Genomic DNA, 13881 nt, shown 5'->3' with positions numbered 1-13881 from the left:
AGCATACCGGCTGCGTCAGGCGCCGCACATGCGTCTGAAGTCAGGGGGCCGCCGGCGCGGCCAGCAGGCGCGCGCTGCTCCAGCGGAAGCGCGCGCCCATCATCACCGCGGCCGCGGTCAGACCCAGGATCAGGCCGATCCACATGCCCTGCGGTCCCCAGCCCAGCCACAGGCCGAGGCCGGCGCCCAGCGGCATGCCCAGGCCCCAGTAGGAGCACAGGGCCAGCAGCATCGGCACGCGGGTGTCCTTGAGGCCGCGCAGCGCGCCGGCCGACAGCACCTGCACGCCGTCGGGGAACTGGAACGTGGCCGCGTACAGCAGCAGCGTGGAGGCCAACGCCGCCACCGCCAGGTCGCTGGTGTAGATGCCGACGATGGCGTCGTGGCCGAACAGCAGCACCAGCGCCGACAGCGCCTGGGTGCCGAGCACGATCGCATAGCCGGCCCAGGCCGCGCCGCGCACGCCGACCGCGTCGCCGGCGCCGGCGGCGCGGCCGACCCGCACCGTGGTCGCCTCGGCCACGCCCATCGGTACCATGAAGCACAGCTGCGCCACGTTGATCGCGATCTGGTGCGCCGCCGCCGGCACCTCGCCGAGCCGCGCGATCAGCAGCGCGGTGACGATGAACAGGCCGCCTTCCATCAGGATGGTCACGCCGATCGGCAAGCCGGTCTTCAGCAGCCCGGCGATCGCGCGCAGGTCCGGCGCCTCGAACTGCGCGAACAGGCGCAGCGACGCGAAGCGCCTGGAACGCGCCAGGTAGACGGCGAAGCACAGCGCCTGCGCCCACATCGTGATCGCCGAGGCCATGCCCAGGCCGCCGGCGCCGTGTTCGCGCAGGCCCCACAGGCCGAAGGTCAGCGCATAGCCGAGCGGGGCCAGCAGCAGCAGGCCACCGAAGCCCAGCAGCATGGTCGGCAGCGTCCAGTGCATGCCTTCGCTGAGATAGCGCATGCAGAAATACAGCACCAGCGCCGGCACGCCCCAGCGGATCGCGTGCAGGAAGTCGCGCGCGCCGGGCACGATCTCCGGGGCGATGCCCAGTTGCGGCAGCGCCATCGGCATCACGCTCAGGAACGCGAACATCAGCAGGCCCAGGCCCAGCGACAGCCACAGCGCCTGCCGGAACAGCGGCCCGATCTGTGCCTGGCGGCGGGCGCCGTCGAGCTGCGACACCGAGGCGGTCAGGGCGATCAGGGTGCCGATCGGGACCATCATCGGCAGCCACAGCAGGGCCGTGCCGACCGTCACCGAGGCCAGCGTGCGGGTGCCGTGGTGGCCGGCGATCACGTTGTCGACGAAGCTGATCAGCCCGGTGGAGACGTGCCCCAGGACCAGCGGCAGGGCGAGTTGCGCGGTGGTGCGCAGTTCGCGGCCCCGGACCGAGGCCGGGGTGGAGGACGAAACCATTGCAAGACTCTGGCGATCCCGCCGACTGCGGCCGCGCAGACAGCGCCGGCACCGGGTGGCGGAGGCCGCGCATTCTACCCGCTGCGGCGGACGGCTGCTGGAAGGCGGTCGCCGCAGCCGGTTGCGGCGACCCGAGAAAGCCAGGCGCCCCGCGCGCGACTCAGCGCGCGGCGCGCTGCTTCAACCACGCGCCGCGGCTGTCGGCGCCTTGCGCCAGCAGGTCGCGGCGCAACGCGGCACGGTCCTGCGGCGGGGTGCGTTGCGACAGCAGCGCCAGATGTTCGCGCTGCTCCGCCGGCAGGCTGCGCAGCAGGCCCAGCAACGCCTGCCGCTGCGCCGCGGGCACATAGCCCAGCAGCGGCTGCAGCGCCCAGAACTCGGCACCCAGTTCCGGACCGAGCAGCCAGCCGTGGCGCTCCAGCGCGTCCATCTCGGCGAACTGCGCATGCAGGCTGTGCTGCTGCTCGATCGGCAGGCCGGCGAAGGCCATGGCGACCTGGCGCAGGCGCGCCTGCGCCGCCGCCGGCAGTGCGTCCCAGGCCGCCTGGCGCGCGCGCAGCTGCGCCGGGGTCAGCGCCGGCGGCGTGCTCGCCGCCGCGGGCGCGACCGCCGGAACCGCGGCGGCGGCCGGCGGCGCTGCGGCGGCCTCGGCCAGGTCGGCGGCGCTGGGGGCGCTGCGCTCGATCCGCGGCGGCGGCGCGCCGGCCGCATACCACGCGTAGAAATCCAGGTCGTAGATCGCCGGCTCCGGCAGCGGCGCCGGCGGTTCGGCCGGCAGCGGCGGCGCGCTGGCGGTGTCCGATTCCGGCGGCAGCACTTCCACCTGCACCGGGCCGGTGTCGCCCAGCGCCAGGCTCGCATCGTTGCCGCCGGCCGCGGCGGCGTGGGAGCGGCGCCACGGCAGGCGGTCCCACCACAGGGTCCCGGCCAGGGCCAGGACCACGACCGCGATCACCGCCCCGGCCAGGCGCGTGCGCAGGGCCGCCCGCGCGCCGCGGCGGCGCGGACGCGCGGCGGCGTCGGCCGTTGCGGATGTTGCCGGGGCCGTCGGCGCAGCGGCCGCGGCGGGGCCGCCGGCAACCGCCGCATCGCGCAACTGCGCCAGCGCCTGCAGCCGCGCCGGCGGCAGGTCGCGCAGGCACTGTTGCGCCGCATCGGCCAACGCCCGCCAGCCCGCCGCGTCCGGATGCCCGCCGGCGTCGCGCGGGCAGGCCCGCGCCAGCGCCTGCTGATAGTCCTCGGTGGACAGCTGCAGCACCTGCGCGGCGAGCGGCTCGTCCAGCCCGGCGACGATGCGCAGCAACAGCGCCAGGCGGTCGGCCGGCTGCAGGGTGCGCAGATGCGCCAGCGGCGCCGGCCATGCGCCGTCGGCGGCATCGGCCTGGCGCAGGGTCGGTACCGCGCCGAGCAGTTTCCAGAAGCGCAGCGGCCAGTCGGCCATCGGCAGTGCCGCGGCGTGGCTGCGGAACGCCCGCATCGCCGCCGCCAGGGCCGGCATGCCGCGCTCGGGGCGGCCGCTCTGCAGGTCGGCCAGGACCGCCGCACGGCGTTCGATCCCGCGCAGGAACGCGGCCAGGGCGGGCGGTGCGGCCACGCCGTCGGAGGGGGACGTGGCGGTCATCGGAACTCCATCATCGGCGCGATGATAGCGAGGCAGCCGCCACATCGCGCGCTTGACAGCAGCGCCCCGATCGGCTCTTCCGCGGCCGCCGCGACGGCGGGTTGTGCACAGCGCCAGGAATTGGCCGGAGACAGGTCTTGTCAAGCCCCCGCGAAACCATGTTGCATCTGTGTTTCACGGCCAAGTGATTGTTCTAAAAGGAATAAATGCGATTGGCGCTTTTTTGTCCAACTCGTGGCAGAGGCTTGTGATTCCGTCTTCACGGCGTGGAGCATGCCCGTCATGCACAGCTTTATCCACAGCAGATGTGGATAAATTCGATTCTCCAAGCGGGGCGGCTATTTACGACCGGTTTATCACTTTGCGGGCAGCAATCGCATGCAACTCCCGGCAGCCCGGACCGGCTTGCGGCGGCCGCTAGACTAGGCGGATGCCTTCGCCCGCCGCCACGCTCCGCGTCGCCCTGCCCGTGCCGCTGCCGCAGCTGTTCGACTACCTGCCGCCGCCCGGCGGCACGGTCGCCGACGGCGACGTCGGCCGCCGCCTGCAGGTGCCGTTCGGCAACCGCGAACTGAGCGGCGTGGTGGCGGCGATCGGCCAGGTCGAGGACGCCGACGGCCTGCGCGCGGCGCTGGCCTGGCTGGACCCGGCGCCACTGCTGCACGGCGAACTGGCCGAGTCGCTGCGCTGGCTGGCGCGCTACAGCCACGCACCGCTGGGCGAGGTGCTGGCCACGGCGCTGCCGGTGCCATTGCGCCGCGGCGAACCACTGCCCGACACCCACGCCTGGGCCTGGCGCCTGACCGAGGCCGGCGCCAGCCACCGCGCCCGGCCCGGCACCCGCCCGCACCGCTTCGCCGCGCTGCTGGCGGACGGCGCCATGGACGAGGACCGGCTGGACCAGGCGATGGACGACTGGCGCAGCGCCGCCCGCGCGCTGGCCAAGCGTGGCCACGCCGAGCGCATCGCAGTGCCGGCCAGCGCCACGGCGCCGCAGCCGCAGCCCGGACCGATCCCCAACGCCGAGCAGCAGGCCGCGATCGACGCGGTGGTCGCCGCCGCCGGGTTCGCCCCGTTCCTGCTCGACGGCGTCACCGGCAGCGGCAAGACCGAGGTCTACCTGCAGGCGATCGCCGCGTGCCTGGCGCGCGGCCGCCAGGCGCTGGTGCTGGTGCCGGAGATCGGCCTGACCCCGCAGACCCTGGCGCGCTTCCGCGCGCGTCTCGGCGTGCCGGTGCATGCGCTGCATTCCGGGCTCAACGACAACGAACGCGCGCGGGTCTGGGCCGCGGCCTGGCGCGGCGAGGCGCAGGTGGTGGTCGGCACCCGCTCGGCGGTGTTCGTGCCGCTGCCGCGGGCGGGACTGATCGTGGTCGACGAGGAACACGACGGCAGCTACAAGCAGCAGGACGGCATCCGCTACCACGCCCGCGATTTCGCCCTGGTCCGCGGCAAGGCGCTGGACGTGCCGGTGCTGCTGGGCAGCGCCACGCCCTCGCTGGAGAGCCTGCACAACGCCGCCGGCGGCCGCTACGCGCACCTGCGCCTGACCCGCCGCGCCGGCGACGCCAAACCGCCGACGGTGCGCGTACTCGACGTGCGCAAGCGCCCGCTGCAGGACGGGCTGTCGCCCGAGGTGCTGGCCGGGATCGGTACTGCGCTGGCCGAAGGCGGCCAGGTCCTCGTATTCAAGAACCGCCGCGGCTACGCGCCGGTGCTGTTGTGCCACGACTGCGGCTGGACCGCGCCATGCCAGCGCTGCAGCACCCCGCTGCACGCCACGCCGATGACCGTGCATGCCGGCGGCCGGCGCCTGCAATGCCACCACTGCGGCGCGCGGCAGCCGGCGCCGCTGGCCTGCCCGGATTGCGGCAGCCTGGCGCTGCAGCCGCAGGGCATCGGCACCGAACGCCTGGAGGAACGCCTGGTGCAGGCGTTCCCGGACGTCCCGGTGCTGCGCATCGACCGCGGCACCACCCAGCGCCGCGACGCGCTGGAAACCCAGCTGGCCACGCTCGGCAGCGCCCCCGGCATCCTGGTCGGCACGCAGATCCTGGCCAAGGGCCACGACCTGCCGCAGTTGAGCCGGGTGGTGGTGGTGGGCATCGACGAAGGCCTGTTTTCGGCCGATTTCCGCGCCAGCGAGAAGCTGGCGCAGCAGTTGATCCAGGTCGCCGGGCGCGCCGGCCGCGCCGCGCGTCCGGGCGAGGTCTGGCTGCAGACCCACCACCCCGGGCATCCGCTGCTGCAGACCCTGGTCCACGGCGGCTACCACGCCTTCGCCGCGGCGGAGCTGGAGCAGCGCGAGGCCGCAGGCTTCCCGCCGTTCGCGCACCTGGCGCTGCTGCGCGCCGAGGCCAAGCAGGTCGAACACGCCAACGCGTTTCTGGCCGCGGTGCGCGCGCTGCTGCCGGCGCAGGACGAGGTGCAGCGCTTCGGCCCGATGCCGGCGCCGATGCCGCGCCGCGCCGGCTTCCAGCGCACCCAGTTGCTGCTGTCGGCCAGCACCCGGCGCGCGTTGCATGCGTTGCTGGACGCGGCGGTGCCGGCGATCCACGCACTGCCGCAGGCGCGGCGGGTGCGCTGGTCGCTGGATGTGGATCCGCAGGATCTTTACTGAGGCGGCCGCGCATCACCGGCAAGACAACTGCTAAAGCACCGGCACGCGTCGCCGAGCACGTGATGTGCCTGCCGCGCACGGATCGAGCCGCAGGTCGCCACAATCCACTACGCGCTCCGATGCCGCGCGATCCGATGCCGCAGGAGCGGCTTCAGCCGCGACAGGCTTTCCCAGTAACGCCGCGTCGCGGCTGAAGCCGCTCCTAGGAGCTAATGGCGTGGATTGCCAGCCCGCCGCAGGGGTTGCTTCAAGGTTGTCTGAAAGCCGCTTTGAACGAACAGCGCGGCGACGTGGCGAAGCAGAGGCCGGTCCTGCAGGTGGCCGCAACGCCCTCGTGTTTCGCTCAACCCGCCAGTCCCAATGCGTCGACCAACTGTGCGCGCAGCGTGGCGCTGTCGCCGGCCTCCACGCAGCGCCACGCGCCAGCGTCCGCGGCCAGGCCGCAGGCGGCGGTGGCGATCACCGGCTTGCCCAACGCCAGGGCCAGCAACAGCCCGCGCGGCTGCTGTTCGATCCAGGCCGGCAGCAGCACCAGCGTCGCCGCGCGCACGCCTTCCGCCATCGAGGCGACCCGCTGCACCTCGACGCCGCTCCAGAAGTCCGGCGTTTCCTGCGCGCCGGGCGGCAGCAGCAACAGCACCGGCAGGCCGCGCAGTGCCTCGCGCAGTTCGTAGGCGCCCTTGCGCGCCAGCGCCGAGGCGGCCAACAGCACCCGCGGCACGGTATCCGTGGTGGCGGCCGCAGGCTCCGCCGCGACCGCCGGGAGCGCCGGCCGTTGCCATTCCAGTGCGAGACCGCGACCGCCGGCCAGTGCCAGCAGTTCGCGGTGCGGCGTGATCCAGTGCCGCGCCTGCGCCAGCGCCACGCGCTCGGCCTCGACCAGCACCGGATCGGCGCGGAAATCGCGCAGGGTGGGACTGTGCGGATGCCGCTGCGCGGCCACGTCCAGGCGCGCCTGCAGCAGGTGCATCGGCAAGGCGGTCATGCACACGTCCCAATGCCGGCCCTGCAGTTCGCCCGCCATCCACAGCTCCGGCAACAGGCTCTGCGGCACCACCAGGTCGACGTCGCGCGCACCCAGCCGGCGCCGCAGCGCCTGCAGGCGGATGCGCTGCGCGCGCTGGCGCGCCTGCGGCAGCGGCATGCCGCGCCACAGCCACCAGCGCCGCATCAGCGCCGCATGCAAGGCCGCGACGCTGGTGCGCGGCAGCGCCAGCACGCGATCGCCGGACTGCTGCCGGCGCCGGCGGTCCTCGGCGAACTCCGGCCAGTCCTCGTCGACCAGCCAGGTGCGGTGCAGGCCGTCGGCCACCGCCGGCACATGGCGATGGCAGGCGCTGCGGCCGCAGCGGGTGCAGTCGTTGGCGGTGTCGACGCTGGCCGGCGCCGTGCGTCGCTGCGGCGGCGGCAACGGCAACGCTGCCGGCACCGCGCTGCCGCCGCGGATGCGCACGTGCAACGCCTCGCCGTCCAGCCACACCTCCAGCCGCCACGGCGCAGCCGCGCGCAGGCGCAGGTCCACGTAGTTCCAGAACACCACCGCGTCGCGGTCGCGTTCGGCCAGCGAGCCGGGAATCACCTGGCTGTGGCGATGCCGCTCGACGATCTCCAGGCCCTGCCGCAGCGCCGCGTCGTAGATCGCATTGGACAACTGGCACAGGCCGCCGCCGATCGACGGCACCAGGCAGCCTTCGCGCAGTCGCGGCCGACGACGAAACCGCGGCGACGGGTGGCGCGGCCGAGCTGGCGCCAGAAACCGAAGGTCGCCCCGGCCGGCACCTCCACGCCGTGCAGCGCACGCGCGGCCAGGCGCAGGTTGTGGATCTTGCCGGCCACCAACTGCGGCGCGGTCTCCTCGCTGGCGGGCCACAGCGCGGTGACTGATTCGGCGCACGCGCCATCGACGATCGCCAGGCCGCCATCGCGGCGATGCCGGCGTGGTCCATCGCGCAGATCGCGCAGCGCGCGGCGCAACTGCAGCGCGCGGGTCTTGGCCCAGAACAGCAGGCTGCGCCAACGCGACGGCAGCGGCGCCTGCGGCGACGCCGACGCGCGCGGCTTCACTGTCGCTGGCATGACCGTGCGTCCTCCGTGTCGCTGTCCGCGCTTGGCATCGCGCTACTATACGGACATGCAGGTCCGGCCCTCGACGATCGCGCAGCGCCTCGCTGGCAGCGCGCGTTCCGGCGAATCGGTGCGCCGCGCGACCGCGACGCGACCGCCGCCACGCCGATACCGGACGCCTCCTCTCCCCTCCCCCTCTGGAGTCCTGCATGGACAACACGCGCGTGCCGCACCTGATCGTGGTCGGCGGCGGCTTCGCCGGCTTGTGGGCCACCCGCGCCCTGGCCAAGACGCCGTTGCGCATCACCCTGATCGACCGCCGCAACCATCACCTGTTCCAGCCGCTGCTGTACCAGGTCGCCACCGCGGGCTTGTCGGCGCCGGACATCGCCGCGCCGCTGCGGCAGATCCTGCGCCGCCAGGACAACGTCGAAGTGCGCCTGGGCGAAGTCGTCCACGTCGACAAGCAGGCCCGGCAGGTACGCCTGGCCGACGGCCACGTCCTGGACTACGACTACCTGCTGATCGCCACCGGCGCCACCCACGCGTATTTCGGCCACGACGACTGGGCCGCGCACGCGCCGGGGCTGAAGACCCTGGACGATGCCTTGCAGTTGCGCCGGCACCTGCTGCTGGCGTTCGAGCGCGCCGAAGCCGAAACCGATCCGGCCGCACGCGCGGCCTGGCTCAGCTTCGCCATCGTCGGCGGCGGCCCCACCGGCGTCGAACTGGCCGGCACCCTGGCCGAGATCGCCCGGCACACGCTCAAGCACGAGTTCCGCCGCATCGACCCGGCCGAGGCGCGGGTGCGGCTGATCGAGGCCGGCCCGCGGGTGCTGTCCTCGTTCCCCGAACGCCTCTCGGCCAAGGCGCAGAAGCAGTTGGAAAAGCTCGGCGTGGAAGTGCTGACCGGGGTGCCGGTCGCCGACATCGACGCCAGCGGCTACCGCCTCGGCAGCACCTTCGTGCCGGCACGCACCGTCGTCTGGGCCGCCGGCGTCGCCGCCTCGCCGTTGGCGAAGACGCTGCAGACGCCGCTGGACCGCAGCGGCCGCGTGCAGGTACAGCCGGACCTGAGCGTGCCCGGCCATCCGGAGCTGTTCGTCGCCGGCGATCTGGCCGCGGTGCAGCAGGCCGACGGCCGCCCGGTCCCCGGCGTGGCACCGGCCGCCAAGCAGATGGGCCGGCATGTCGCCGAGACCCTGCGCCGGCGGCTGCGCGGCGACAGCGCCAGCGTGCCGTTCCGCTATGCCGACTACGGCAACCTGGCCACCATCGGGCGCATGGCGGCGATCGTGCACCTGGGCCGGCTGCAGCTCTCCGGCGTGCTGGCCTGGTGGTTCTGGCTGGCCGCGCACGTGTTCTTCCTGATCGGCTTCCGCAACCGCGTGGTGGTGCTGCTCAACTGGGCCTGGGCGTACTGGAGCTATCAGCGCGCCGCGCGGATCATCCTCGGCGACGCGCCCGCCGCGGAGGAGCACCCGGCGCCAGCCGCGGACGGGTGACACTGCATGGCCGGGCTGCCGGCCTTCGACCGCCAGCACACGGTCGAGCGCCTGCGCGATCCGCTGCGGATCTTCGACGCGATGGGCCTGGCGCTGTTCGCGGTCTACGGCACCGGCAAGGCGCTGGCGTTCGGCCTGGGACCGGTCAACGCGCCCCTGCTGGGCAGGCTCGGCGGCATTGGCGGCGGCATCGTCCGCAACCTGCTGCTGGCGCGCATGCCGGTGGTGCTGCAGGCCGACATGTACGCGGCGGCGGCACGAGTCAGCCGGCAGCGTGGCCGGCCAACCGCCTTCGCGACTGCCACGCGCCATCCCGGCCGATGCGCGGGACGCCTGTGCGCCTCAACCGTAGTTGAGTTCGCCGGCATAGCGCATCACCAGATACAGCAGTGCCGGCGTGGCGCCGGGATTGCGGTAGGCGTGCGCCTGATCGGCGCGGAACTGGATCGCGTCGCCGGCCTGCAGCGCATGGGTCTGTCCGCCGACCTCGATCTCCACGCTGCCGGCGTTGACCACCAGGTTCTCCTCGGTGCCGGCCGCATGCGCGGCCGCGCGCTCGACGGCGCCGGGCAGCAGGCGGATCTCGTAGAACTCCACCGCATGCGCGCCGAGGAACGGAAACAACGCGCGCGAGACATAGCCGCCGTCGGCCGAAACCAGTTGCTTGGCGTCGCAGGCACGCAGCACGGTCGCCTGCCGCACGGGGTCGCCGTGCAGCAGTTCGGTCAACGGCACCTCCAGCGAATCGGCGATCCGCAGCAGCAGCTTCAAGGTCGGTGCGCTGCGGCCCTGTTCGATCTGCCACAGCATCGCGCGGCTGACCCCGGACGCCTTGGCCAGCACCTCCAGCGACAACTGGCGCTGCTTGCGCAGTTGCGCCAGGCGCTGCGCGACCAGGGCGCCCAGGTCGCCCGGATCGACAGGGCTGGCGTCATCGACCGCCGACATCGCACCCCCGCGCTGCGAGGTCCGCCGTCAGCCGCGGCGCCCCGCCACGCGCACGCCGTGCAGCGCCGCCGCGGCGCTCGGCTGCGCCGGGCGGAACACCGCCACCTGCACCGTGCCGCTGCCCGGATGCACCCACAGGAACGCGCGGCGCCGGCTGTCCTGCCCGCAATCGCGCAGCGCCTTGCGGCGGCGGTAGTCCGCGACGTCGTAGACGGGGGCGATGGCGTGAGCACTCATGGGACGAACCGGTGGCTGCGATGGACGTCCCCACTCTGCCGCCCGCGTGCGCCGGCAGGGAAACAACCGCTGCGCATAGCGATATAACCGCATCCAACAAAACGGAGGCGCGTTCAAGATAACGGAAATTTTTCCTTTGGAATCATTGACTTGAAACGCTCATGACTTATCGGCATGATCCCATAGCGAAAGGCGATTTCGCCCTTCCCCCGACCGGAGACCTGTCATGAACACCGCAATGAACATGATGCCGATGAACACCATGCAGATGCCCGGCATGTCCTCGATGCCGATGGCGACGATGATGCCGATGATGTGCCACATGGATTGCTCCATGACCGCCGAAGGCATGATGTGCGTGATGAAGCCGGCCGAAGGCAGCTCGATGGAGATGCTCAAGGACTGCTGCGACATGATGACGTCGATGATGGCCTGCGGCACCCCGTGCGGCATGATGTGCGGCAACATGCCGATGATGGCCTGCTGCGGCATGCCGATGATGCCGAAGATGACCTGCACGATGGAATCGCGGGGCATGGTCTGCATGATGATGCCGACCGGCATGATGAGCATGGACATGCTCAAGATGTGCTGCGAGAGCATGAACCGCATGATGGGCTGCGGCATGCCGATGACCATGATGTGCGGCACCATGCCGATGATGGTCTGCATGCACTGACCCTGGATCGCGCCGCCCCCCCAAAAAAAACGGCCCATGCGGGCCGTTTTTTTGTCTCCCGGCACGATCGTCCGGGCGCTTGCGGGGAACGGGCATCACGCCACGAACAACGCCTTCATCTTCTTCAGCGCATTGGCCTCGATCTGGCGGATGCGCTCGGCCGAGACGCCGTACTCGTCGGCCAGCTCCTGCAGGGTGATCTTGCTGTCGGCATCCAGCCAGCGGCGCTTGATGATGTCGCGCGAGCGCGCATCCAGTTCCGCCAGGCCTTCGCGCAGCAGCTGCAGCTGGTTGTCCTCGCTGTCGGCGCGCTCGTAGGCCTGCGAGGGATCTTCCTCGTTGGCCATCAGATACGCGGCCGGCGACGGCGGCGCGTGGTCGTCGTCCTCGTCGGACGGCGCGTCGAAGCCGATGTCGCGGCCGGACAGGCGCGACTCCATCTCCAGCACCTCGCGCTCGGACACGTTGAGGTCCTTGGCCACCGCGGTGACCTCGGCCGCGTTCATCCAGCCCAGGCGGGTCTTGGACTTGCGCAGGTTGAAGAACAGCTTGCGCTGCGCCTTGGTCGTGGCGACCTTGACGATGCGCCAGTTCTTCAGGATGTACTCGTGCATCTCGGCACGGATCCAGTGCACCGCGAAGCTGACCAGGCGCACGCCCATGTCCGGGTCGAAGCGCTTGACCGCCTTCATCAGGCCGATGTTGCCTTCCTGGATCAGGTCGCCCAGCGGCAGGCCGTAGCCGTTGTAGCCGCGGGCCACGTGCACCACGAAGCGCAGGTGGGAATGGACCAGTTCGCGTGCCGCGTCCAGGTCTGCCTGGTCGCGATACCGCACCGCCAGTGCGTGTTCCTCGTCGGACGTCAGCACCGGGATCTGGTGCACGGCGCCGATGTAGGCATCCAGCGAACCGAGCGGACTGGGGATCGGGAGGTTGTTGGCAACCAATGCGTTGGAAGTGAGAGTCTGGCTCATAGGGCTCATCTTAGCAGTCTACTAATTGGACTGCTGGGTACAGTAAAAAGTTCCTGTGTTCTGTTTATGCAACATTCGAATCAGGAATGACACTGCATCACAAGCCATCGGAACAATCAGGATCCGCAGCGATCCCGAGATTTGACCCCCAACATAGCACCCGGTTCGCCAAAATGGCGTCCATGCCGGGTGACACCGCCGCCCGTCCAACCGGCGTTCAGGCGCCGCGCAGCGCCGCCTCCAGCTCCGCGCGCGGCGGCAGGCTCCAGTCGATCGGGGTGGCGCCGCGCCGCCGCAGGTACTCGTTGGCCGCGGAGAAATGCTTGCAGCCGAGGAAACCGCGGTGCGCCGACAGCGGCGAGGGGTGCGGGGCCTTGAGCACGCGGTGGCGGCGGGTGTCGATGACCTTGCCCTTGGCCTGGGCGTAGCTGCCCCAGAGCAGGAACACCAGGCCCTCGCGCTCGCGGTTGAGGGTCTCCACGACGTGGTCGGTGAAGCCCTCCCAGCCCTTGCCCTGGTGCGCGCCGGCGCGGCCTTCCTCCACCGTCAGCACCGCGTTGAGCAGCAGCACCCCGCGCTGCGCCCACGGCAGCAGGCAGCCGTGGTCGGGACGGCGGATGCCCAGGTCGTCCTCGATCTCCTTGTAGATGTTTAGCAGCGACGGCGGCACCGGCACCCCGGGCAGCACCGAGAAGCACAGCCCGTGCGCCTGGCCGTAGCCGTGGTACGGGTCCTGGCCGAGGATCACCACCTCCACCCGTTCGAACGGGGTGGCATCGAAGGCGGCGAAGATCTGTCGCCCGGGCGGGAACACGCGGGCGCCGGCGGCCTTGCGCTGGCGCAGGAACGCCGCCAGCTCGCGCATCTCCGGGCGCAGCAGCCAGTCGCCGACCCGCGCCTTCCACGACGGTTCCAGCTGGATCCGGTTCTCTTCTTCGTTGTTGCTCATTGCGTCCAGGCTCGGTGCATCGGGTTCAGAAGGTCACGGCGATCTCGTCGAGCCGGGCCAGGCGCAACTGGAACAGCACCTTGGTGACCAGCAGGCGCTCTTCGATCGGTTTCTGCACCAGATCGTTGGCGCCGGCGCGCAGCAGCTCGGACTGGGTGTGCGGGTTGCTGTCGCCGGTCATCACCAGCACCGGCATGCGCCGCTTGCCGTAGGCGAAGTCCACGCGGATGCGCTGGACCACGTCGCGGCCGTTGAGTTCGCCCTTGAGGGTGACGTCGGTCAGCACCAGGTCGATGCGGCGGGTGGTGCGGCCCAGCGACTCGGCGGTGAGCAGCGCGAACGCGTCCTCGGCGCTGAGCACGTGCACCACGTGCAGCTGCTGGCGTTCGAGCATGCGCTTGGTCGCCTCGGCCACCACCCGGCTGTCCTCGACATAGAGGACGGTGGCGCCGGCCACCGGCTGCGGCTGCACGTAGCCGCGGATGAACGTGGCCAGCGCCTCGTGGCCGAGCGCCTTGTCGAAGTAGTCGGTGACGTACTCGGTGAAACGGCGCTCGACCAGGTGCTGCTGGGCGTCGCCGGAAACCACGATCACCGGCACATAGACCTGGCCAACGGCGTCGCGCACGCTGCGCGCCAGGGTCAGGCCGTCGCCGTCGGGCAGCCCCAGCGAGGTGGTGACCAGGTCGACCGGGCCGGCCTCCAGCGCGGCGCGCGCCTCGGCGATGCTGGCACAGCCAACCACGGTCACGTCGGGCAGTTCGCGGTGCAGCACGTCGGCGATCAGCTTGCGCACCAGCTTGGAGCCATCGACCACCATCACCCGCGGGGCGGCGCTGATCAGATGCTTGAGCTCGTGCCCGGCCATGCGCG

General features: G+C 71.7%; 10 protein-coding genes and 2 pseudogenes. 3 read left to right on the top strand and 9 right to left on the bottom strand.

Annotation, left to right across the window (positions count from 1 at the left end; all coding sequences use genetic code 11):
* Positions 1–40 precede the first annotated feature (40 nt).
* Together AC1PME_RS03170 and AC1PME_RS03165 are read right to left on the bottom strand one after the other, a co-directional pair.
* The gene (locus AC1PME_RS03170) at positions 41–1411 is read right to left on the bottom strand and encodes an MATE family efflux transporter (RefSeq protein WP_254460247.1); all 1371 of its coding nucleotides are present in this window, start codon (positions 1409–1411) and stop codon (positions 41–43) included.
* A 160-nt stretch (positions 1412–1571) separates the two neighbouring features.
* On the bottom strand, positions 1572–3032 hold the full coding sequence (locus tag AC1PME_RS03165) for a hypothetical protein (RefSeq protein ID WP_481097271.1): 1461 nt from the start codon (positions 3030–3032) through the stop codon (positions 1572–1574).
* Positions 3033–3462: 430 nt separating this feature from the next.
* On the opposite strand from AC1PME_RS03165, the gene AC1PME_RS03160 reads away from it, so the two are divergent.
* Complete coding sequence (locus AC1PME_RS03160) at positions 3463–5652, top strand: primosomal protein N' (protein WP_481097270.1); 2190 nt, start codon at positions 3463–3465, stop codon at positions 5650–5652.
* Positions 5653–5995: 343 nt separating this feature from the next.
* Here the strand turns inward: AC1PME_RS03160 and AC1PME_RS03155 are convergent.
* Positions 5996–7728, bottom strand: a pseudogene (locus tag AC1PME_RS03155) (VanW family protein).
* Positions 7729–7925: 197 nt separating this feature from the next.
* Between AC1PME_RS03155 and AC1PME_RS03150 the strand changes: the two are divergent.
* Both AC1PME_RS03150 and AC1PME_RS03145 read left to right on the top strand, forming a co-directional pair.
* Positions 7926–9221 (top strand): NAD(P)/FAD-dependent oxidoreductase, encoded by a 1296-nt coding sequence (locus AC1PME_RS03150; protein ID WP_307548380.1) that lies wholly within the window; start codon positions 7926–7928, stop codon positions 9219–9221.
* A 3-nt stretch (positions 9222–9224) separates the two neighbouring features.
* Positions 9225–9479: pseudogene (locus AC1PME_RS03145) on the top strand (TRIC cation channel family protein); the annotation flags it as partial.
* Positions 9480–9563: 84 nt separating this feature from the next.
* Here the strand turns inward: AC1PME_RS03145 and AC1PME_RS03140 are convergent.
* The 6 genes from AC1PME_RS03140 to AC1PME_RS03115 all read right to left on the bottom strand — a co-directional run bounded on the left by AC1PME_RS03140 (position 9564) and on the right by AC1PME_RS03115 (position 13876).
* Positions 9564–10169 (bottom strand): helix-turn-helix domain-containing protein, encoded by a 606-nt coding sequence (locus AC1PME_RS03140; protein WP_481097269.1) that lies wholly within the window; start codon positions 10167–10169, stop codon positions 9564–9566.
* Positions 10170–10196: 27 nt separating this feature from the next.
* Positions 10197–10406, bottom strand: coding sequence for a hypothetical protein (locus AC1PME_RS03135; protein ID WP_481097268.1), 210 nt, complete (start codon positions 10404–10406; stop codon positions 10197–10199).
* Positions 10407–10565: 159 nt separating this feature from the next.
* Positions 10566–11078 (bottom strand): hypothetical protein, encoded by a 513-nt coding sequence (locus AC1PME_RS03130; protein WP_481097267.1) that lies wholly within the window; start codon positions 11076–11078, stop codon positions 10566–10568.
* Between the two features lie 102 nt (positions 11079–11180).
* Positions 11181–12059: an RNA polymerase sigma factor RpoH gene (gene rpoH, locus AC1PME_RS03125; RefSeq protein ID WP_254460242.1), complete on the bottom strand. Its 879-nt coding sequence runs from the start codon at positions 12057–12059 to the stop codon at positions 11181–11183.
* Positions 12060–12276: 217 nt separating this feature from the next.
* Positions 12277–13008: a uracil-DNA glycosylase gene (ung, locus tag AC1PME_RS03120; RefSeq protein WP_254460241.1), complete on the bottom strand. Its 732-nt coding sequence runs from the start codon at positions 13006–13008 to the stop codon at positions 12277–12279.
* A gap of 25 nt (positions 13009–13033) precedes the next feature.
* On the bottom strand, positions 13034–13876 hold the full coding sequence (locus AC1PME_RS03115) for a response regulator (RefSeq protein ID WP_481097266.1): 843 nt from the start codon (positions 13874–13876) through the stop codon (positions 13034–13036).
* Positions 13877–13881 lie beyond the last annotated feature (5 nt).

Source organism: Xanthomonas sp. NCPPB 901, from assembly GCF_056725085.1.
The sequence above is the reverse complement of the archived record's forward strand: the minus strand, read 5'-3'. Positions and strand labels throughout refer to the sequence as shown.

What these genes read in the sequence shown, in the direction of transcription:
- AC1PME_RS03170 (WP_254460247.1), bottom strand. Translation starts at nt 1,411, where the DNA reads ATGGTTTCGTCCTCCACCCCGGCCTCGGTCCGGGGCCGCGAACTGCGC.
- AC1PME_RS03165 (WP_481097271.1), bottom strand. Translation starts at nt 3,032, where the DNA reads ATGACCGCCACGTCCCCCTCCGACGGCGTGGCCGCACCGCCCGCCCTG.
- AC1PME_RS03160 (WP_481097270.1), top strand. Translation starts at nt 3,463, where the DNA reads ATGCCTTCGCCCGCCGCCACGCTCCGCGTCGCCCTGCCCGTGCCGCTG.
- AC1PME_RS03150 (WP_307548380.1), top strand. Translation starts at nt 7,926, where the DNA reads ATGGACAACACGCGCGTGCCGCACCTGATCGTGGTCGGCGGCGGCTTC.
- AC1PME_RS03140 (WP_481097269.1), bottom strand. Translation starts at nt 10,169, where the DNA reads ATGTCGGCGGTCGATGACGCCAGCCCTGTCGATCCGGGCGACCTGGGC.
- AC1PME_RS03135 (WP_481097268.1), bottom strand. Translation starts at nt 10,406, where the DNA reads ATGAGTGCTCACGCCATCGCCCCCGTCTACGACGTCGCGGACTACCGC.
- AC1PME_RS03130 (WP_481097267.1), bottom strand. Translation starts at nt 11,078, where the DNA reads ATGCAGACCATCATCGGCATGGTGCCGCACATCATGGTCATCGGCATG.
- rpoH (WP_254460242.1), bottom strand. Translation starts at nt 12,059, where the DNA reads ATGAGCCAGACTCTCACTTCCAACGCATTGGTTGCCAACAACCTCCCG.
- ung (WP_254460241.1), bottom strand. Translation starts at nt 13,008, where the DNA reads ATGAGCAACAACGAAGAAGAGAACCGGATCCAGCTGGAACCGTCGTGG.
- AC1PME_RS03115 (WP_481097266.1), bottom strand. Translation starts at nt 13,876, where the DNA reads ATGGCCGGGCACGAGCTCAAGCATCTGATCAGCGCCGCCCCGCGGGTG.